The sequence below is a fragment of the Kitasatospora sp. NPDC001095 genome (genome assembly GCF_053598615.1).
Window position 1 is genome coordinate 75928 of the sequence record NZ_JBSFKQ010000001.1, and the last position, 18996, is coordinate 94923.

General features: G+C 74.2%; 17 protein-coding genes and 1 pseudogene. 6 read left to right on the plus strand and 12 right to left on the minus strand.

The annotated features are described in order from the left end of the window. Positions 1 to 276: 276 nt before the first annotated feature. Positions 277 to 867: a DUF1707 SHOCT-like domain-containing protein gene (locus ACWDBB_RS00330; protein ID WP_449787479.1), complete on the plus strand. Its 591-nt coding sequence runs from the start codon at positions 277 to 279 to the stop codon at positions 865 to 867. Between the two features lie 105 nt (positions 868 to 972). Here the strand turns inward: ACWDBB_RS00330 and ACWDBB_RS00335 are convergent, their stop codons facing one another. From ACWDBB_RS00335 to ACWDBB_RS00355, 5 genes and pseudogenes are all read right to left on the minus strand, one after another. Further along, positions 973 to 1614, minus strand: coding sequence for a mycothiol-dependent nitroreductase Rv2466c family protein (locus ACWDBB_RS00335; protein ID WP_449787758.1), 642 nt, complete (start codon positions 1612 to 1614; stop codon positions 973 to 975). 166 nt (positions 1615 to 1780) lie between these two features. Continuing rightward, the gene (locus ACWDBB_RS00340; RefSeq protein ID WP_449787480.1) at positions 1781 to 3358 is read right to left on the minus strand and encodes an alpha/beta hydrolase; all 1578 of its coding nucleotides are present in this window, start codon (positions 3356 to 3358) and stop codon (positions 1781 to 1783) included. Between the two features lie 582 nt (positions 3359 to 3940). Continuing rightward, positions 3941 to 4651, minus strand: a complete 711-nt coding sequence (locus ACWDBB_RS00345) for a DUF6461 domain-containing protein (RefSeq protein WP_449787481.1) — start codon at positions 4649 to 4651, stop codon at positions 3941 to 3943. Between the two features lie 189 nt (positions 4652 to 4840). Next, on the minus strand, positions 4841 to 6076 hold the full coding sequence (locus ACWDBB_RS00350) for a glycosyltransferase (protein ID WP_449787482.1): 1236 nt from the start codon (positions 6074 to 6076) through the stop codon (positions 4841 to 4843). Positions 6077 to 6544: 468 nt separating this feature from the next. After that, positions 6545 to 7423: pseudogene (locus ACWDBB_RS00355) on the minus strand (amidohydrolase family protein); the annotation flags it as partial. 227 nt (positions 7424 to 7650) lie between these two features. Here ACWDBB_RS00355 and ACWDBB_RS00360 point away from each other — a divergent pair. Further along, positions 7651 to 8169: an ankyrin repeat domain-containing protein gene (locus tag ACWDBB_RS00360; RefSeq protein WP_449787759.1), complete on the plus strand. Its 519-nt coding sequence runs from the start codon at positions 7651 to 7653 to the stop codon at positions 8167 to 8169. Between the two features lie 174 nt (positions 8170 to 8343). On the opposite strand, the gene ACWDBB_RS00365 is transcribed toward ACWDBB_RS00360, so the two are convergent. After that, entirely contained in the window at positions 8344 to 8937 is a 594-nt protein-coding gene (locus ACWDBB_RS00365) for an SRPBCC family protein (RefSeq protein WP_449787483.1), read from the minus strand. 208 nt (positions 8938 to 9145) lie between these two features. Between ACWDBB_RS00365 and ACWDBB_RS00370 the strand changes: the two genes are divergently transcribed. Next, the gene (locus tag ACWDBB_RS00370) at positions 9146 to 10066 is read left to right on the plus strand and encodes a LysR family transcriptional regulator (RefSeq protein WP_449787484.1); all 921 of its coding nucleotides are present in this window, start codon (positions 9146 to 9148) and stop codon (positions 10064 to 10066) included. A gap of 113 nt (positions 10067 to 10179) precedes the next feature. On the opposite strand, the gene ACWDBB_RS00375 is transcribed toward ACWDBB_RS00370, so the two are convergent. Beyond that, on the minus strand, positions 10180 to 10950 hold the full coding sequence (locus tag ACWDBB_RS00375; protein WP_449787485.1) for a GNAT family N-acetyltransferase: 771 nt from the start codon (positions 10948 to 10950) through the stop codon (positions 10180 to 10182). A 131-nt stretch (positions 10951 to 11081) separates the two neighbouring features. Then, positions 11082 to 11843 carry a crotonase/enoyl-CoA hydratase family protein gene (locus ACWDBB_RS00380; protein ID WP_449787486.1) on the minus strand — a complete coding sequence of 254 codons (762 nt, stop codon included), beginning with the start codon at positions 11841 to 11843 and terminating at the stop codon, positions 11082 to 11084. 192 nt (positions 11844 to 12035) lie between these two features. Between ACWDBB_RS00380 and ACWDBB_RS00385 the strand changes: the two genes are divergently transcribed. Next, positions 12036 to 13370: an aminotransferase-like domain-containing protein gene (locus ACWDBB_RS00385; protein WP_449787487.1), complete on the plus strand. Its 1335-nt coding sequence runs from the start codon at positions 12036 to 12038 to the stop codon at positions 13368 to 13370. Positions 13371 to 13395: 25 nt separating this feature from the next. Here ACWDBB_RS00385 and ACWDBB_RS00390 read toward each other — a convergent pair whose 3' ends face one another. Next, entirely contained in the window at positions 13396 to 14382 is a 987-nt protein-coding gene (locus ACWDBB_RS00390) for a helix-turn-helix transcriptional regulator (protein ID WP_449787488.1), read from the minus strand. A 182-nt stretch (positions 14383 to 14564) separates the two neighbouring features. On the opposite strand from ACWDBB_RS00390, the gene ACWDBB_RS00395 reads away from it, so the two are divergent. Then, complete coding sequence (locus tag ACWDBB_RS00395; RefSeq protein WP_449787489.1) at positions 14565 to 15113, plus strand: DinB family protein; 549 nt, start codon at positions 14565 to 14567, stop codon at positions 15111 to 15113. An 89-nt stretch (positions 15114 to 15202) separates the two neighbouring features. Here the strand turns inward: ACWDBB_RS00395 and ACWDBB_RS00400 are convergent, their stop codons facing one another. Then, the gene (locus ACWDBB_RS00400; RefSeq protein WP_449787490.1) at positions 15203 to 15418 is read right to left on the minus strand and encodes a heavy-metal-associated domain-containing protein; all 216 of its coding nucleotides are present in this window, start codon (positions 15416 to 15418) and stop codon (positions 15203 to 15205) included. 382 nt (positions 15419 to 15800) lie between these two features. Between ACWDBB_RS00400 and ACWDBB_RS00405 the strand changes: the two genes are divergently transcribed. Further along, positions 15801 to 16712 (plus strand): glutaminase, encoded by a 912-nt coding sequence (locus tag ACWDBB_RS00405; RefSeq protein ID WP_449787760.1) that lies wholly within the window; start codon positions 15801 to 15803, stop codon positions 16710 to 16712. A gap of 86 nt (positions 16713 to 16798) precedes the next feature. Here the strand turns inward: ACWDBB_RS00405 and glmS are convergent, their stop codons facing one another. After that, a complete protein-coding gene (gene glmS, locus ACWDBB_RS00410; RefSeq protein ID WP_449787491.1) occupies positions 16799 to 18625 on the minus strand; it encodes a glutamine--fructose-6-phosphate transaminase (isomerizing) in 1827 nt (608 codons plus the stop codon). Between the two features lie 84 nt (positions 18626 to 18709). Next, positions 18710 to 18985, minus strand: a complete 276-nt coding sequence (locus tag ACWDBB_RS00415) for a hypothetical protein (protein ID WP_359817625.1) — start codon at positions 18983 to 18985, stop codon at positions 18710 to 18712. Positions 18986 to 18996: the final 11 nt, after the last annotated feature.

Here is an 18996-nt window from a genome sequence, read left to right on the forward strand (position 1 = left end):
CCGGGGGGCGAACAGCCTCCGCCCCTCCATGGTGGGACGGTCCGCGCCCGGACGGGAGACCGAACGGGGTGGTAACGGTCCACCCGGGGCACAACGGCGCGTGCGGCGCCCCGGGCCGACAGCCGCAGAGCGCGGGCGTCCGCCGGGCTCCGGCCCCCGGCTGCTCCGCCGGCCACGGCGCCAGCCACGGCGTCGGCCACGCTCACGGCACAGCCGGGCACGGGGAGTTGGCGATCGAGCGGCCCGCGAGGGCGATTCGTGACCTAGAGTAGCCACATGGTCAACGAGGAACTGCCCGCCGTACGCACGACGCCCGAGGCCGCCATGGAACCCCGGGCCGGGGACAGCGACCGGGAGGCGGTGGCCGAGCAGCTGCGGGTCGCCGCCGGCGAAGGCCGCATCGACCTCGCGGAGTTGGAGGAGCGGCTCGACCTGACCTACGCCGCGCGGACCTACCGCCAACTCGACGTCCTGGTGGCGGACCTCGGCGGGCGGGTCGGGCCCGGCGCGGAGTCCGCGGAGGAGGCCCTCGTACTCCGGCCCCGGATGAACAACATGGTGCAGGCCGGCCGGTGGTCGGTGCCCCGCCGGATCGTCGCGGAGACCAGGATGTCGCTGCTCACGATCGACTTCACCGAGGCCGTCTGCCCCCACCGGGAGGTCACGGTGGAGGCGTCGACCGGCATGGGCCACGTGCGACTGATCGTCCCGCGCGGCTGGGGCGTACGGATCGATCCGTCGAGCACCAACACCGGGAACATCGTCAACAAGGCCGCCGAGTCGGCGGAGCCCGGCGCCCCGACGCTGGTCCTGATCGGCCACCCACGGTCGGGGCCGATCAGGATCAAGCAGCGCCGCCGGGACTGACGGGCGGGGACGGTCTGGCCTGGCCTCTGGCCTCGTCGGGCCTGGTCAGGTCGGGCCTGGCCTGGCCTGGCCTGGCCTGGCCTGGCCGGGTCAGTCCTGGTCGGATCAGGAGAAGTCGAGGCCGCCCGTCCGGGTCCGCTTGAGTTCGAAGAACTTCGGGTAGCCGGCCAGCAGCCGCACACCCTCGAAGACCCGTACGGCGTCCTCGCCGCGCGGGATGGCGCTCAGCACCGGGCCGAAGAAGGCCACGCCGTCCACGTGGATGGTCGGCGTGCCGACCTCCTCGCCGACCGGGTCCATGCCCTCGTGGTGGCTCTTGCGCAGGGCCTCGTCGTGATCGGTGCTGTTCGCCGCCTCGGCCAGCTCCTCCGGCAGGCCCGCCGCCGCCAGCGCCTCCCGGATGACGGTGTCGTCGGCGGGCCGGTCCTGGTCGTGCAGCCGGGTGCCGAGCTCGGTGTACAACTCGCGCAGCACCTGCGGGCCGTACTGCTCGGCGGCGGCGATGCAGACGCGTACGGGGCCCCAGCCGGTGGTCATCAGGCGCTGGTAGCGCTCGGGCAGGTCGGTGCGGCCCTCGTTGAGGACGGACAGGCTCATCACCCGGAAGTTCAGGTCGAGTTCACGCTGCCGCTCGACCTCCAGGATCCACCGCGAGGTGATCCAGGCGAACGGGCAGACGGGATCGAAGTAGAAGTCGACCTTGACGGTGTCGCTGTCGGGCCCGTGGCCGTTGTCGAGGGGCTGGATGGCGTGCTGGGCGGGGTGCTGGTCGAGCACGCTGTTCGTCACATCGTTCGTCACGTCGTTCGTCACGTCGAAGAGGCTAGCGGCCGAATGGCCCACCCTCCAGGGCCAATCGACAGCTGCTGTGATGGGCCACTCTCGGACCCGAGCTCACGCCCGACCACCCCGCTCAGGCACACGTCGTCCCGTCCGCCGGCACCGTGCCGTCCAGCAGGTAGGCGTCCACGGTCTGCTTCAGGCACGCGTTGCCGGTGTTGTAGCCGCCGTGCCCCTCGCCCTGCAGGGTGACGCTGACGCCGACCCCCGCGCCGAGCTGCCGCGCCATCGCCCGGGCGCCCTCCACCGGGGTGGCCGGGTCTCCGGTGGTGCCGACCACCAGGATCGGGGCGGCGCCCGGCGCGGAGACCTCCGGATGGGCGGTCTTGCCGGGGACGGGCCAGCCGGTGCAGCCGGTCAGGCCCCAGGCGGTGAAGGTTCCGAACACCGGGGAGGCGGCGCGGAACTGCGGCAGCTGCTGCTGCACGTCCTGGTCCGAGTAGCGCTGCCGGGCGTCCACGCAGCTGATCGCCCGGTTCGCGGCGTTCAGGTTGTTGTAGTGCCCCTGCGGGTCGCGCCCGTTCAGCGCGTCGGCGAGCTGGAGCAAGGTGTCACCGGTCCCCTGTTCCATCGCCTCGGTGAGCCCGCCGACCAGCGCGGGCCAGGTCGCCTGGCTGTACAGGCCACCCGCGATGCCGGTGACCGCCAGGCTCTCGGTGAGCTTCCGCCCCTGCTTGGTGGGCAGCGGCGACTGGTCCAGCCGCTGCAGCAGTGCGGCGACCTTCGCCGTCCCCTCGTCGCCGCCCGCGCCCGTCGGGCAGGCGGCACCGGCCTGGGCCGCGCAGGCCTTCATGAAGTCGCCGAGGGCGAGTTGAAAGCCCTGGGCCTGGCCGAGCGCGGCCTGCTGCGGGTCCTGGGTGGGGTCGACCACCGAGTCCAGCACCATCCGCCCGACGTGCTGCGGGAACAGGTGGGCGTAGACGCCGCCGAGCTGGGTGCCGTAGCTGAAGCCGAAGTAGGACAGCTTCTGGTCACCCAGTGCCTGGCGCATCAGGTCCATGTCGCGTGCGGCGCTCCCGGTGTCCACGTACGGCAGCACCGCGCCGGAGTTGTGCTCGCAGGCGGCGACGAACCCGGCGTTGGTGGCGTCCAGGGCCTTCACCTCGTCGGGGGTTTCGGGGGTGCCGTCGGAGGCGGTGGCGGCGTCCATCGCCCGGTCGTCCAGGCAGGTCACCGGGGCGCTGGCACCGACTCCGCGCGGGTCGAAACTCACCAGGTCGTAGCGGGTGTTGAGGGAGGCGTAGGTCGCGGCGAGGGCGTGCAGGACGACCACGCCGGAGGCGCCGGGGCCGCCGAAGTTGAACAGCAGCGAGCCGATCCGGTGCTGCTCGTCCTTGGCGGGCGTGCGGATCAGGGCGAGGTCGATCGTCGCGCCGTCCGGTTTGCCGTAGTCCAGTGGGACCTTGAGGGTGGCGCACTGCCAGTCGGCCGCGGGCGCGGTGCCGGCGCCCTGGGCGGTGGTGGGGGCGGTGCAGGCGTGCCAGTCCAGGCTCCGGGTGGCCAGGGCGGTGGCGACCTCGGAGGTGCCGGTGGCCGGCGAGATCGGTGCGGGCTCGGCGGCGGAGGGCCCGTCGGCCTGGCAGCCGGTGGCGGCGGTGAGCAGCAGGACGGTGAGGCCGAGCGCTCCGGCGCCGCGGACGACGGTGTGCATGGGGTGGGTCCACCTCTCGGTCGGCCGGGCGCCCCGGCGCGGCCCGGGCCCTTGGGCCTGCGGGCCTGTGAGCTGGCGGGCCTTTGGGCCTGCCGGACGCCCGTGCGCTCGGCGGGACGGCGTACGCCCGGCGGTCGGTTCGTCGACGCACCGCAGACCCTAGGGGCTGGAGCCCGCCGGTACCGTGCGGAGGCCCACGGACGGGGGCGCGCGCCGAACCGGCTGCCACCGGCCGAACGGGTGAGGGACCGGTCTGCGCGGCCCGGCTGCGGGACGCCTGCCTCCCTCACCCCCTGGTCTCCCCCTGCCGATCGGCAGGGGGAGACCAGGGGTTACGCCTCGGGAACCTCCCGATCGGCACATGCGCGACGGGCCGGCAGCACGCAAGGATGACGGGCATCGGGGCCCCGCCGGTGGGGCCCGGGAAGGAGCCCTGCCGTGACCGCCCTGTTCCTGTTGCTCTTCCTGTCCGCCGTCTTCTGCGTCCGCCTCCGCTTCGCCCTCGGCGCAGGCCTCGGCTCCGCGGACTTCGGCTCCGCAGGCCTCGGCTCCGCAGGCTTCGGAGACAGCCGACGTGCCTCCTCAGCGCAGCGCCATGCCCGGGGTTCCCCGCACCGCGTACGCCGGCAGGCGCAGCCCCCCGAGGGCCGCGCGGGGCAGACTCAGCCCGAAGCGCCGTTCGACGGCGCCGAGGGCACGTCGCCGGGCGGCGCCGTCGGCCTCCCGCCCGGGGTCACAGGAGGTCACGCCGTCGGCCTCCAGGACTCTGGCGGCGACGAGGTCCGGCACCAGCAGGTCCGGCTCCTGGCCCCAGCGCCAACGCTCCTCGCCGAGGCCGAAGCCGCACAGCACGGCGCCGTCGCGGGCGTAGTCGAGCAGGGCCGGCCGCTGCTCCGGCATCGGGCGGAAGTGCACCACCTCGGCTCCGTCACGCGCTATCTCGGTGATCAGCTCACCGCCGGTGGAGTCGCCGTACTCGATCGCGAACGACCAGCCTGCGCACCTGCCGACGCGGATCACGCCGTCGCCGTCGTCACCGGGGCGGTAGACCTCGATGTCCAGGTCCCGGATCTGGGCGTCGCTGATCGGCTCGGTCGCGGTGGCCGGGTCGGCGCCCATCCGGCGGGCGAGCTCCTCGGGCGTGATCCCCCGAGCGAAGACGACGCCGCCGAGCTCACCGTCCGTGTCGGCGCCGCCCGTCGGGCATCGCCCGGTGCCGGGCCCGCCGATCTCCGCGAGCCACTGGATGCCGTCGCCGTCCTGCCCCGCTCCCCCGTGCGTGCCGTCGCTCATGCCGCCCTCCCCTCGCGCGCGGCCTGCGGTGACCGGGCGCGCCGGTGGGCACCCTAACCGACCCGGCCGACAGCCGGACTCCGGTCGCCGGATCACTGCCGGAACCATCCGTACGCGGGCCGACAACCACCCCCGATCGATTGGAAGGGGACTGAGTCAAAGCCGAACTCGCCCGGCCCGAGCCGCCGTTCACCCGGACACGGCCGGCGCCTCCTGTCCCACCGCTTCGAACAGCATCTTCGCGGCGACCATCGCCCCGTCGGTGCGGATGCTGCCGGCCACGGCCTCCGCCCGTGTCCTGGTCTCCGGCGCCAGGGCCCTGGTGAGCGCGGCGGAGAGCGAGTCGACGGTCGGCGTGCGGTCGAGGTGCGCCGCACCGATGCCCAACTCCGCCACTCGGGCGGCCCAGTAGGGCTGGTCCGCGATCCGGGGGACGACCACCTGGGGCACCCCCGCCACGGCCGCGGTCGTCGTGGTGCCCGCGCCGCCGTGGTGGACGACGGCGGCCACCCGGCGGAACAGAGCCTGCTGGTTCACCTCGCCGACGACGTGGCAGTCCTCCCGGCCGTCGATCGGGGCGAGCCCGGCCCAGCCACGAGCGAGGAGCAACCGGCGGCCCTGCGCGCGGGCCGCTTCGACGGCCACCCGCGCGATGCCCTCCGGGGCGTGCGCGGCCATGCTGCCGAAGCCGACGTACACGGGCGGTTCACCGGCGTCCAGGAACGCCTCCAGGTCGGCCGGGAGCGGGCGGTCGTCGGGCAGGATCCACGCCCCGGTCGGCACCACGTCGAGTTCCGTCATGCCCTCGGACGGGCACAGCGTCGGGTCCGCCGCCAGCCATGGCCGCTCGGTGAAGACGTGGTCGCGGACGTTCTCCACCGACGGCAGTCCGATCGCCGCCCGGTGGCTGTTGAGCGCCTCCCCGTACAGCGCGTTCACCCGCTGGGCGTCCTGCTCCCACAGCTTCCGGTAGTCGGTCTCGTCCTCCGGGGACGGCGTTCCCGGCCGCTGCCCGGGCCGGAAGTGCCTCGAGGGCAGCCCGAAGATGTGGAAACAGGCCAGCACGTAGTGGAGGCCCAGCTTCTCGGCGACGTCCCGCGCCCCGGCTGGCATCAGCCCGGTCGCCAGCAGCACGTCACAGCCCTCGGCAGCGGCGGTCAGCGTCTCGAACCGCGCGGCGACCAGCTCGCGGGCAAGCCGGAACGCGTCCTCCGCCGTCGGCGGCTTCGGACCTGCGACCACCGACCGCACCGTCGGGCCGAGCGGCACCAACGGCACCCCGGCCCGCGCCAGTACCGCCACGAAATCCTCGTCCGGCGGCGCACACACCCGCACCTCCGCACCGAGCCCCCGCAGCGCCGCCGCCAGCCCGGCCAGCGGCTCGACGTCCCCGCGCGATCCCCACGTCGTCATCAACACACGCATTTCACGACTCCCGTTCCCGCAGGTCATGGCCTTACGAACGGGATTCTGCGACAGATCGGGGGCCTTGCCGCAAGCCCCGGGTCACGCTATAGCTTGATAGTGGCAAGGGGATTGACTCTCCTTGCCCCTTCCTTTGGCCGCGTGGTCCCGCCCGCTCTCCCGAACCGGCCATCCCGTGGCAATCCCGCCGGCCCCAGCGCAGACTCCCGACCGTCCCCAACGGCCCCCGCTGCCCTCGCCAACCCGCAGGACGCGCGCGGCCGTCACCACGCCGGTGACGGTCCGGCCCCGCACCCTGTTGCCGGCCGTCCCGGTCGCCCTCGCCGCGCTCGCCGTCCGGGCGCACGGGTGGGGGCCCGGCGTGGCCTCCGGCTATCTCCCGGTCACCATGATCGGTACGGGCCCACAAGCGGACGGGCCGACGGGCGGACGGGCACGAGACCCGCCCGGCCGGTCCGCGCGCGCCTGTCAGCCCGTGAACCGACCGTCCCGGGCCACCACCCGGCCCGCGCGGACCACCAGTTCGCGCGCCGGCAGGTCGACCACCACCTGCGGCAGGCACTCGCCCGTCACCAGCATGAAGTCGGCGGGCGAGCCCGGCTTCAGGGTGGCGGCCGGCAGGTCCAGCAGTTCGGCGCCGCCGTCGGCCGCCAGCGCGAAGCAGTCGGCCAGCTGCTCGTCGGTGCGGGCGTCGGTGGTCCAGCCGAGCAGGTGGGCGCGGTGCAGGAGGTCGGCGTTGCCGTACGGGCTCCACGAGTCGCGCACGCCGTCCGAGCCGAGGCCGACCCGCACCCCGTGCGCCCGCAGCTCGCGGAACGGCAGCACCTGGTGGGCGGAGGGCGCCACGGTGGTGAGGCCGACTCCGGACTCGGCCAGCTCGGCGGCGAGGTCGGCGAGCGGCGCGCCGGTCAGTTCGGGGACGCAGAAGGCGTGGCTGACGACCACCCGTCCGGCCAGTCCGGCCGCCCTGGTCCGCGCGGCGATCTCGCGCAGCGGGCCGAGGCCGCGCTCGCCCCGGTCGTGCAGGTGGATGTCCAGGCGCAGTCCGTGCTGTTCGGCGAGTCCGAACAGCAGCTCCAGCTGGGCGGGCCCCTCGCCGTCGGAACCCTCGGCCGGGAGGCCGTCGAAGCCCGCCGGGTCGATCCCGCCGATGGCGTCGATCAGGCCGCTCGCCGCCGCTTCGGCGAGCAGCGCGCCCGCGCCGGGCATCCGCCGGACGCCGTGCTGGGGGAAGGCCACCAGCTGGACGTCCAGCACTCCGGGCAGCCGTTCGCGTGCCTCGGCGAGGCCGGTCACCCCGGCCAGTCCGTACGCGGGCGCGACGTCCACGTGGGCCCGCACGGCGCGGTGCCGCGCGTCATCCTGCAGGCACCGCACCCCGTGCCCTTCCTCCCGTTGCTCGTGCTGGCCACCGGACTGCTGGTGCTCATCGGCCTGCTGCCCTGCCGGATCGGCGGGCACCCGGTCCGCTACCCCGTGTCCTGGTGACGGCCGCGCGGCAATGACGGCCACACGGCCACTTGGCCGCACGGCCGCGACCGGCCGCACGGCCACGACCGGCCTCGCGCCGGTGCCTGTTCTCCACTCTCCTGCCGAACGCCGACGGCCGGGTCGCCGTCGCCCGGCTGCTGGTCGAGGCCGGAGCGGACGTCAACGCGCAGGATCCCCGGCTGAACACCCCCTGGCTGGTCACCGGCGTCACCGGCAGCGTCCCGATGCTGCGCGCCCTGCTGCCCGGCGGCCCGGACCTCACCCGCCGCAACCGCTACGGCGGGGTGTCGGTGATCCCCGCCGCCGAACGCGGCCACGCCGCCTACGTCCGCACGGTCCTCGCCGAAACCGCCGTCGACGTCGACCACCTCAACGACCTCGGCTGGACGGCCCTGCTCGAAGCCGTCCTCCTCGGCGACGGCGGCCCGGCACACCAGGAGATCGTCGAGGTCCTGCTCGCCCACGGCGCCGATCCGCTTCTGCCCGACACCGACGGCGTCACCGCGCGCGCCCACGCCGAGCGCCGTGGCTTCCGCACCATCGCCGCGGCGCTGCGCACGGCGGAGACCGCCCACAATGACGGCACGGGCACTACCGGCTGAAGCCCATCCAGGCCCGACGGACCACGGAACCACGGAACCGCGGAACCGCGGAACCGCGGAACCGCAAAGGTGAAGACCCCGACCAGGAACCGTGGAACCGGCCCCGGGTGACTCCCCCGAGTCGGCGGGCGGGCCGGACGGGCACCCAGCCCGCCCCCGCCCGAGGGACCGGGATCAACGCTCGGGCAAGACCCGATCCCCCTGCTCGGCCAGCGACTTGATGCCGTCGAGGGTGGCCGCCATGCCGGTGCGCAGCTCGTTCAGCCGGAAGTCGACGATCTTCTCCTCCAGCTCCGGCGTGGCGTCGATGAACAGGCTGGGGCCGCTGCGGCCCGGACCGATCACCACCGACTGGCGCAGCCGGGTGCCGCCGTCCTCGGGGGTCAGCTCGAAGCGCCACCGGGCCAGCGCCCCGAGGAGGTCGGACACCGGCTCGCCGTAGCGGCCGTCCGCGTCCATCACGCCCCAGGCGAAGACGCGCCGGCCGCCCGGCCCGGCCGGTGCCGTCGCCCCGGTCAGCTCGGTGGTCTCGGTCAGCTCGGTGATCTCGGAGACCGTCCGCCAGTCGGGCATGCCCGCACGGCTGTTGTGCCCCTCGAAGCGGGCGCCCACCGCGGGGCCGTCCGCGCCGTCCAGCCAGGCGACCCGCCGGAGCTCCGGACTGAGCCGGGCGGGCAGGCCGATGTCCGTCACCAGCTCCCACACCCGCTCCACCGGCGCCGCGGCGAACACCTCGCAGTGCGTACCCGGACCTTCGGCGTACCGCATTCCCGTCCCCCCTCTGCCTTCCTACGTCACCGCTCTTGCGCATCGATGCGGGTCGACACCCGCCCGCTGTCCTCGCCGACGTCCGGACGCCGGTGAGGACAGCGGGCGGGTTGCCGCCCTGGGCCCTGGTTCGATGATCGATCCGGCGGAACATCCAAGTCAATCCGCCGATTTACTGGGACACCCCCAAGCGATACCTTGGACCTCCGTGACCATTGACGACCTCCGTGTCTTCGCCGCGGTCTGCCGGGCCGGTTCGCTCAGCGCCGTGGCCCGCGAGCTGAACTGCACCCAGTCCGCCGTCAGCCAGCACGTCAGGCGGCTGGAGCGGGAGGTCGGCCTCGCCCTGATCGAGCGCCACCCGCGCGGGGTCGTCCCCACCACTGCGGGGAGCCTGCTGCGCACGGCGGTCGCCGCCGGCCTCGGCAGCATCGACCACGCGCTGCACCGGATCGCCGAACTCGCCCGCGGCGAGGGCGGATCCGTACGGATCACCACCGGCGCCACCAGCATCCGGCACTTCATGTCCGCGGCCGTGGTGGACTTCCGGCGGCGCTTCCCCCAGGTCAGCCTGGAGTTCCAGACCGAGGTGTCCAGCCGTAGCTGCCTGGAGTCGCTCAACGCCGGGCGGGTCGACCTCGCCTGGATCACCCTCGGCGCCCCGGCCCGGGGCGTCGACCGGCGGCCGGTGGTCGAGCTGCCCTGGGTGCTCGCGGTCGCGGCGGGCGACCCGCTCGCCGCCCGGGCCCGGATCTCGCCCGCCGACCTCCAGGACGCCCGGCTGATCGGGCTGCCGCAGAACTCCGTCTCCCGCTCCCAGGTCGAGGCCTGGCTGGGGAAGTCGGGTATCCGGCCGGTCTTCGACACCAGCGTCGCCGACTGGGACACCGCGATCCTGCTCGCCGAACTCGGCCTCGGCCACGCCGTCGTCCCGGCCCTCCCGCAGTGGCAGGGCCCCGGCCACCCGGGCCTGCGGCTGCTTCCACTGCCCGACCTGCCCGCCCTCACGGCCGGTTGGGCCGTCCGCGACTGGGAGAACCTCGGCCCGCTCGCACGCGCCTTCGCCGACACCGTCGCCACCCACTGCGGCCGCGACGCTCCGCGGCCCGGAGGCCCGGAGGCGGGCTGACCGCGGCGCGGCCGACCGCCGTCACCCCTCGCCCTCCGGGGCCGTCCGGTCCCCGGCCGACAGGAAGCGGCCGACCGGCGTCCACACGCCGTGCCGCTGTCGCATAGTCGTCGTCAGCGGCTGTGGAAGGAGTGGCTGCGCCCGATCTGCGCGAAGCCCCGGCGGGCGTACCACTCGCGCGGCCAGTCCACCGCGTCCGCGAGCAGGAACAGCTGCGGGACGCCGGCTTCGGCCGCCAGTGCCAGGCCGGTGGCGAGCAGAGTGTCGCCGTGCCCCGCACCCCGATGCCGTGAGGCGGTCACCAGGTCCTCCAGCTGGGCCAGCTCGAGGGACGGTTCGAGGTAGAGGTCGCTCCAGGCCGCGATCTCGCCGACCGGCGTCCGGGCGGCCAGGAAGTGCACCCCCGCGGCGCCGCGCAGCCGGGCGGCACGGCGGTCGGTGAGCTGCCGGCCGAGTTCCTCGTCCTCGGTCCACTCCCGCTGCTGGCGCAGCACCGCCTCCCGCATCTCGGCCAACTCCACGGGGATTGCGGCCGGTTCGGGCCGCAGGCAGCCGCCCGTCGGCCGAGCCAGGATCACCACGCTCTCCCGCTCGTACCCCGCCGCCGTCAGCACCGGGGCGGCCCGCTCTCCCGAGGCCGGGTCCAGCACCGTGATGCGGTACCGGCCACGCCGCCCCAGCCATCGGGCGGCGAGCTCGGGCAGCATCGCCGGATCGGTGCCCGGCCCCTCGACGATCAGCTGGTTGTGCTCCTCCGAGCGGGCGAACTCGGCGTCTCGTACGGCGAACACCCCTGGGAACTCGGGACGTTCGAGGAGTTCAGCCGCCTGGCGGCGGGCGAATGCGGAGCGGAAGGTGGTCACGCGCGCAAGCAGATCCGACATCCCGCCATGATCACCCCCGCGGCCCCCGCGGGCAACGGCTTTCCCGGGCCCGCACCCCGCGCGCCCCCACACCCCGCACACCACACACCGACAGACCGGCAGACCGCGCCTCACACACCGCCCCCGGCGGACTAACGATCCAGGAAGCGCCGGATCCCGTCCCGCACGCCGTCCGTCGGCACGGTCGCCGCGAAGGCCGCCGCCTCGACCGCCAGCCCCTCGTCGATCGGCAGGTTGATGCCCCGGGTTACGGCCCGCAGGCAGGCGGCCACGGCGGTCGGCGCGTGACGGATGATCCGATCGGCCAAGTCGCGGGCGGTGTCCAGCAGTTCGTCCGCCGGGGCGACTGAGTTGACCAGGCCGAGCTCGGCGGCCCGGGTGGCCGGGATCGGGTCGCCGGTGAGGATCAGCTCCAGACCGTGCTTGCGGCCGACGTGCCGCGGCAGCCGCTGCGAGCCGCCGAAGGGCGGCGGGAAGCCGAGCGAGATCTCGGGCTTGGCGAAGGTCGCGTGCTCGGCCGCGACGGCCAGCGGGGCGGCCTCGGTGATCTCGCAACCGCCCCCGTAGGCCAGGCCGTTGACGGCCACGATGACCGGCTTGGGGAACTCCTCGATCCGCCGGGTGAGGGTGTGCCCGCGCCGGACGAACTCGCGCAGCGCCCGCTCCGGCCCGCCCGCGATGCTGGCCGCCAGCGACGGGATGTCGGCGCCCGCGCTGAACGCCCGCTCGCCGGCGCCGGTGAGGATCACGGCGCGGACGGTGTCGTCGGCGTCGATCAGGTCGAGCTCGGCGAGCAGCGCGTCGATCGTCGGGTAGTCGAGGGCGTTGAGCTTCTTCTCCCGGTCGATGGTGAGGGTGACGACGTGCCGGTCCCGCTCGCTGCGGATGGTCATGGCCGTGTGCTCCGTTCCTGGCCTCGCTGCTGGATGGGACGAGGCTAGGAACACCCGCCCAGGACAATCCACTTATTGTCCTGGATACACTCCGGTACCCGCCCGCACGCCCGGGGCGGGCCTCCGCCCCCAGGAATCCCGCTCCGAGAACTCCACTCCGGGAACTCCACCCCGAGGAACGGCAGGTGCCCCGTGCGGCCGCCCACCTACAAGGCCGTCGTCGACGAGTACGCGGCCGCCATCCGCTCCGGCGCGCTCCCGGCCGGCACCCGGCTGCCGACCCACCGCGCCCTCGCCCGCGAACGGCGGATCGCCCTCGCCACCGCCACCCGGGTCTACGCCGAACTGGCCGCCGCCGGACTGGTGGTGGGCGAGCAGGGGCGCGGCACCTTCGTCCGGCTGCGGTCCGGCTACGACGGCCCCGAACCCTCACGAGCGCTCCCGGTGCCCCGGGTGGCCGACCTCTCCTTCAACCAGCCGCTCGCCCCCGGGCAGGGCGACCAGCTCCGGCAGGCCCTGCGCGCGCTCGCCTCCTCGGGCGACGCCGAAGCCCTGCTGCGCCAGCACCCGCCGGGCGGCCACCGGCACGACCGGGCCGCGGTCGCCACCCACCTGCTGGACCGCGGGATCGACACTCCGCCCGAGAACGTCCTGCTCACCAGCGGCGCGCAGCAGGCCCTGGACTGCGTCCTGCGCACGCTCACCCGCCCCGGGGACGTCCTCGCCGTGGACGCGCTCGGCTACCCGGGCATCAAGCTGCTCGCCACCGCCCACGGACTGGACCTCGCCCCCGTACCGGCCACCGCCGCGGGCCCGGACCTCGACGCGCTCGACCGGCTCTGCCGCACCCGGCCGGTGCGGGCGGTGTACACCCAGCCCACCGTCCACAACCCGCTCGGCTGGGTGCTCGACGCGGCGCAGCGCGAGCGCCTCGTCCGGCTCGCCGCCGACCACGGCTTTACCCTCGTCGAGGACGGCACCTACGCCTTCCTGGAGGCCGCACCGCCCCCGCCCCTGCACACCCTCGCTCCCGAGCGCACCTGCTACCTCGCAGGCCTCTCCAAGAGCGTGGCACCCGGTCTGCGGTTCGGCTTCGCCGTCCTGCCCACCCACCTGGTCCGGGCCGCCACCACCAACCTGCGCACGGCGGCCTGGGGCGCCCCCGGGCTGATCACCGCCCTCGCCACCGGCTGGCTCACCGACGGCACGGTCGCCCGGCTGGAACGGGAACGCCGTACGGACGCCGCCGCCCGCCAGTCCATCGCCCGCACCGCCCTGGCCGGCCTGCCGACCACCGCCCACCCCACCTCGTACATCGTCTGGCTCACCCTCGAACCCCACCAGCGCCCGGACCACGCGGCCGCCGCCCTGGCCGCCGAGGGCATCCTGATCTCCACCGCCGACGCCTTCGCCACCACCCCCCACCATCCCAACGCCCTCCGCCTCGCCCTCGCCACACCCCCGCTCCCCACCCTTCCCGCCGTCCTCACCCACCTCCGCACCACCCTCGAAGCCATCGCCCCCTGACTCCCCCCCCCCAGCCGGCACGGCATCAGAAGTCGGCCTCGCCGACTTCTCCCTCCCCCGCCGCGCGGGCGAAGCGGGTGCTCCAGTCGGCGAGCAGGCTCCGCAGGGCGGGTGGGGCGAGTACGTGGAACTCGGCGCCGAGGGAGCCCAGGGCCATGGCGGGCCAGTCGAGGGAGTCGGCCGTCATCCGCAGGCGGCAGCGGTCGGGGGTGACGGGTTCCACGGTGGCCCAGCGGCCGACGCGGGCGCGGACGTGGTCGGCCGGCGCCTCGACGAGGGCCTCCACGAGGTGCGGCCGGGGCATGCCCTGGAGGCCCGCGCGGACGAACTCCGCCGCGTCGGCGGCCGGGAGGGCGCGCGGGGCGAAGCGGGCGCCGCTGCCGGACGGGGCGGTGAGGCGGTCGATGCGGAAGCTGCGCCAGTCGGCCCGGTCGAGGTCGTACGCCACCAGGTACCAGCGGCGGTTCAGGCAGACCAGCCGGTGCGGTTCGACGTGCCGCTCCGTGCCGCGCCCGTCGGCGGCCGTGTAGGAGAACCGCACCCGTTCGCCGTCCCGGCAGGCGAGCGCCACCACGGTCAGGACGTCCGGGTCGACCCCCGCGCCCGCCCCGGTCCCCCAGTCCACCGGGACGGTCACCGCGCGCAGTGCCTCCACCCGTCGGCGCAGCCGGACCGGCATCACCTGGACCACCTTCGCCAGCACCCGCACCGAGGCCTCGGCGATTCCCTCCACCGGGCTCTCGGCCGCCGCCTGCAGGCCCACCGCGAGGGCCACCGCCTCCTCGTCGTCGATCACCAGCGGCGGCAGCGCCGCGCCCGCCGCCAGCTGGTAGCCGCCGTCGACGCCGCGCTGCGCCTCGACGGGGTAGCCGAGTTCGCGCAGCCGGTCGATGTCGCGGCGCAGGGTGCGGACGGAGACGCCGAGCCGGTCGGCCAGTTCCTCGCCCGGCCAGTACCGGTGGGTCTGGAGCAGGGAGAGCAGTCGCAGCGTCCGGGTGCTCGTGTTGGCCATGCCCCGATTCTCCCGGGATTCAGGACAGGAAGTGGCCGCAATGGTCCGTAGCGTTGTTCTTGTCCGAGGGAGCAGGACCCGAGCAGGACCCACAAGACCCGCAGAACCAGAGCAAAACCACAGCAAGACCCGAGCAAGTCCCGAGCAGGAACCGTGCAGGACCCGAGCGAAAGGCCGTCACGATGACCACGTCCACCACCCCCGCCGCCACCCCCCGGACCCTCACCGGCGAGCGCGCCGACCTCCTGGGGGCCCTGGAGAAGCAGCGGCACTTCCTGCGATTCACCACCCGCGACCTCACCGACGAGCAGGTCGGCCTGCGGACCTGTGCGAGCGAGCTGTGCCTGGGCGGCCTGATCAAGCACGTGACCAGCGTCGAGCGGCTCTGGGCGGAGTTCATCGTGCAGGGGCCGTCCGCGATGCCCGACTTCACCAGTTGGACCGAGGAGGACTTCGCTCGCCGCGCGGACGAGTTCCGCATGCTGCCCGGCGAGACGCTGGCCGGTGTCCTCGCGGCGTACGCCGAGGTCGCCCGCCGCACCGACGAGCTGGTGGCCGGCCTCCCCGACCTGGACGCCACCCAGCCGCTGCCGAAGGCCCCCTGGTTCGAGCCGGACGCCGAGTGGTCGGCCCGCCGGGTGCTGCTGCACATCGCCAACGAGACCGCCCAGCACGCCGGCCACGCCGACATCATCCGCGAGTCGCTGGACGGCGCGAAGTGCATGGGCTGAGCCGGTCCCGGACCGGCCGGGGTCCGTCGGCAGCCGCCGCCGGGCCCCGGGACCCACGGACCTGCCCCGGAAGCGCCCCGGAACCGCCCTCAGGCCCGCCCGACGAAGGTGAACCCTGCGCCGTCGACCACGTCGCGGACCAGGGCCTCGTCCAGCGGCTGCGCGGAGGCCACGGTGACCCGCCCGCTCGGTGCGTCGGCGCTGACGTCGGTGACACCCGGCAGGACGGCGAGTCCGGCGCTGACCGTCTTCTCGCAGTGGCCGCAGCTCATGCCGTCGACGGCGAAAACAGCGGTGGTGGACATGGCGGCGCCTCCGATGGCAGGTCAGACGGAACGAGGTCGACCCGGACGGATCGACCTGCCCCCACCACACCCGAATCCGACGGCGGCGCCCAGGGACACGCCGCCCGGGTGACACCATCGAGCGGTTCCGGGAACCGCCCGGGCCTCCCGTCCGACTGGCGTCCGCCCGGCGGCCATCCGGCCACCACCGCCCTCCCGCCCGTCCAGGCCCCGAGCAACGCGCCCTGACCTGCCGACACCCGCCCCCCGTGCCGGGCCGCCTGCCGAAAGACGGATAATCCTGGTCGGACCGGACGCACCGCACCGCGCGCCCGGTCCCGGTCGTGTTCCAGTCGGTGCCGGTGGAGGAGAAGCGTTGAACGGTGTGCCCGGCGGGGAGATCCTGGACTGGCCGGTGCTGCTGGAGGCCGCCGAGGCGGCCGCCCGCGCGACCACGGGCCGGGGCCGGGTCGCCGACTACATCCCGGCCCTCGCCAGCGCCGACCCGGAGGCCTTCGGCATGGCCGTGGCCACCGTCGACGGGGAGCTGCACGGCGTCGGGGACTGGGAGCGGCCATTCTCCGTGCAGAGCGTCTCCAAGCTGTTCACGCTCGCCCTCGCGGTGGCCTACGGCGGCGACACGCTCTGGCGGGGCGTCGGCCGCGAGCCGTCCGGCAACCCGTTCAACTCCCTGGTGCAGCTGGAGACCGAGCACGGCATCCCGCGCAACCCGTTCATCAACGCGGGCGCCCTGGTGGTCACCGACCGCCTCCAGACCATGACCGGCGACGCCTCGGGCGCGGTACGGGAGTTCCTGCGCCGCGAGTCCGGCAACCCGCTGCTCGACACGGACCCGGTGGTCGCCGCCTCGGAGGCCGAACACGGCCACCGCAACGCCGCGCTGGCCCACTTCATCGCCAGTCACGGCAATCTGGAGAACCCGGTCGAGACCGTCCTGGAGCACTACTACGCCCACTGCGCGGTCGCCACCAGCTGCCGCGACCTCGTCCTGGCCGGTTCCTTCCTCGCCCGCTACGGCGTGCGCGCCGACGGCACCCGGCTGATGTCCCGCAGCGAGGCCAAGCGGATCAACGCCGTCCTGCTCACCTGCGGCACCTATGACGCCGCCGGCGAGTTCGCCTTCCGCGTGGGCCTGCCCGGCAAGAGCGGCGTCGGCGGCGGCGTCCTCGCCATACTCCCCGGCCGCGCGGCCGTCTGCGCCTGGGGCCCGCGCCTGGACCAGGCCGGCAACTCCGTCGCCGCGGTCGCCGCCCTGGACACCCTGACCACCCTCTCCGGCTGCTCGGTGTTCTGATCCCCGGTGGGGAACCGGGCCCCGGCCGTCCGCACAGCGACCGGGACCCGGTGGTTCGAAGGGCGGCCGACCGCCATCGGGGAGGGCTACTCCACCGTCACGCTCTTCGCCAGGTTGCGCGGCTTGTCCACGTCGCGGCCGAGGGAGACGGCGGCGTGGTAGGCCAGCAGCTGGAGCGGGATGTTGAGCAGCAGCGGGTCCAGCTCGGGCTCGCTCTTGGGCACCAGGATGCAGTGGTCCGCGAGCTTCTCCTCGGGCCGCCGGTGGGCGACCGCGATGACCCGCCCGGAGCGGGCCTTGATCTCGCCCAACGTGGTCAGGTTCTTGTCCAGCAGCTCGTCGTCCGGAACCAGTGCCACGGTGGGCAGTTCGGGGCTGATCAGCGCCAGCGGGCCGTGCTTGAGCTCACTCGCCGGGTAGGCCTCGGCGTGCACGTAGGAGATCTCCTTGAGCTTCTGCGCGCCCTCGCGGGCCACCGGGAAGCCGCGCACCCGGCCGATGAACATCATGCCCGTCGACTCGGCGTACTCGGCGGCGAGTCCGGCGATCGCCTCGCTCTGCTCCAGCACCTCGCGGATCTGGTCGGGCAGCGCCTGGAGCGCCGAGACGATCCGGCGCCCGTCGGCGGGCGACAGGTCGTGGATGCGCCCGAAGTGCAGGGCGAGCAGCGCGAAGGCGACCACGGTGGAGGTGAAGGCCTTGGTCGAGGCGACGGAGACCTCGGGACCGGCGTGCAGGTAGATACCACCATCACACTCTCGGGCGATAGCGCTGCCCACGGTGTTGACGACGCCGAGCACCCGGCCGCCCTTGCGCTTGATCTCCTGGACGGCGGCCAGCGTGTCGTAGGTCTCACCGGACTGGCTGACCGCGACGTACAGGGTGTCCGCCTCGATCACCGGGTTGCGGTAGCGGAACTCCGAGGCCGGCTCGCTGTGCGCGGGGATGCGGGCCAGCTCCTCGATCAGCTGCGCGCCCATCTCGCCCGCGTAGTAGGCCGATCCGCAGCCGAGGATCTTCACCCGGCGGATCTCGCGCAGCTCCCGGGCGTCCAGGTTGAGGCCGCCGAGGTGGGCGGTCGCGAAGCGCTCGTCGAGGCGGCCGCTCAGGGTGCGCTCGACCGAGCCGGGCTGCTCGTGGATCTCCTTGAGCAGGAAGTGCTCGAAGCCGCCGGTGTCGTAGGAGTCGACCTCCCAGTCCACGGTGGACGGCTGGCGGTGCGTGGTGCGGGCGTCCGCGGTGAAGGTGCGGAAGCCGTCGGCCCGGACGGTGGCGAGCTCGCCGTCCTCCAGGTGGACGACCTGGCGGGTGTAGCGGACCAGCGCGGAGACGTCCGAGGCGGCGAACATCTCCTTCTCGCCGATGCCCAGCACGATCGGGCTGCCGTTGCGGGCGACGACGATGCGGTCCGGCCGCTCGGCGTCGAGCACCGCGATGCCGTAGGTGCCGACCACCCGGCTCAGCGCGGCGCGCACCGCGTCCTCCAGCTCCACGCCCTCGGCGACGTTCGCCGCGATCAGGTGGGCGAGCACCTCGGTGTCGGTCTCGGAGTGGAACACGGCGCCGTCGGCGGTGAGCTTGGCGCGCAGCTCGTCGGCGTTCTCGATGATGCCGTTGTGGACGACGGCGATCCGCTCGGCGTTGTCCAGGTGGGGGTGGGCGTTGGCGTCGCTGGGGACGCCGTGGGTGGCCCAGCGGGTGTGGCCGATGCCGGTGGTGCCCTTGAACCGGGCCGGCACGGCGGCGGCCAGGTCGGCGACCCGGCCCTTCACCTTGCGGAGCTTGATCCCGCCGCTGCGCCCGGTGACGGCGACACCGGCCGAGTCGTAGCCGCGGTACTCCAGCCGCGCCAGCCCCTCCAGCAGGAAGGGGGTCGCGTCCTTGGGGCCGATGTAGGCCACGATTCCGCACATGCGTGGTCTCCTCTTCGAAGTCTTCGGAAGGTCGGGAACGGCGGTCCGGTCGGAAGGAACGGCGGATCGGCCGGATCGGACGGCTCAGCCGTAGACGATCCGCCGCAGCTGGCGGGCCGACAGCTCCGGCGCCGAGACCCGGCGCTGCGGCAGCTCCTCGGCGAGCCGGGCGAAGATCCGCTCGTTGGTCAGACCGCGTGCCTGGAGCTCGGTGTGGCGGCGGCGCACGTACTCCTCGGTGCTCTCGGAGAAGTACGCCAGCACCTCCGCCACGACCCGCGCCGCCTCCCGGGGCCCGAGCGGGCTGGTCCGGGTGAGGTGGGCGAGGAGGTCTTCGTGAGGGTGGGATGAGCTCGGCACGAATGAGGAGC

Excerpts from the sequence above, each read along its gene's own strand:
- ACWDBB_RS00330 (WP_449787479.1), top strand. The coding sequence starts at position 277 with ATGGTCAACGAGGAACTGCCCGCCGTACGCACGACGCCCGAGGCCGCC.
- ACWDBB_RS00340 (WP_449787480.1), bottom strand. The coding sequence starts at position 3,358 with ATGCACACCGTCGTCCGCGGCGCCGGAGCGCTCGGCCTCACCGTCCTG.
- ACWDBB_RS00345 (WP_449787481.1), bottom strand. The coding sequence starts at position 4,651 with ATGAGCGACGGCACGCACGGGGGAGCGGGGCAGGACGGCGACGGCATC.
- ACWDBB_RS00350 (WP_449787482.1), bottom strand. The coding sequence starts at position 6,076 with ATGCGTGTGTTGATGACGACGTGGGGATCGCGCGGGGACGTCGAGCCG.
- ACWDBB_RS00365 (WP_449787483.1), bottom strand. The coding sequence starts at position 8,937 with ATGCGGTACGCCGAAGGTCCGGGTACGCACTGCGAGGTGTTCGCCGCG.
- ACWDBB_RS00375 (WP_449787485.1), bottom strand. The coding sequence starts at position 10,950 with ATGTCGGATCTGCTTGCGCGCGTGACCACCTTCCGCTCCGCATTCGCC.
- ACWDBB_RS00380 (WP_449787486.1), bottom strand. The coding sequence starts at position 11,843 with ATGACCATCCGCAGCGAGCGGGACCGGCACGTCGTCACCCTCACCATC.
- ACWDBB_RS00390 (WP_449787488.1), bottom strand. The coding sequence starts at position 14,382 with ATGGCCAACACGAGCACCCGGACGCTGCGACTGCTCTCCCTGCTCCAG.
- ACWDBB_RS00395 (WP_449787489.1), top strand. The coding sequence starts at position 14,565 with ATGACCACGTCCACCACCCCCGCCGCCACCCCCCGGACCCTCACCGGC.
- ACWDBB_RS00400 (WP_449787490.1), bottom strand. The coding sequence starts at position 15,418 with ATGTCCACCACCGCTGTTTTCGCCGTCGACGGCATGAGCTGCGGCCAC.
- glmS (WP_449787491.1), bottom strand. The coding sequence starts at position 18,625 with ATGTGCGGAATCGTGGCCTACATCGGCCCCAAGGACGCGACCCCCTTC.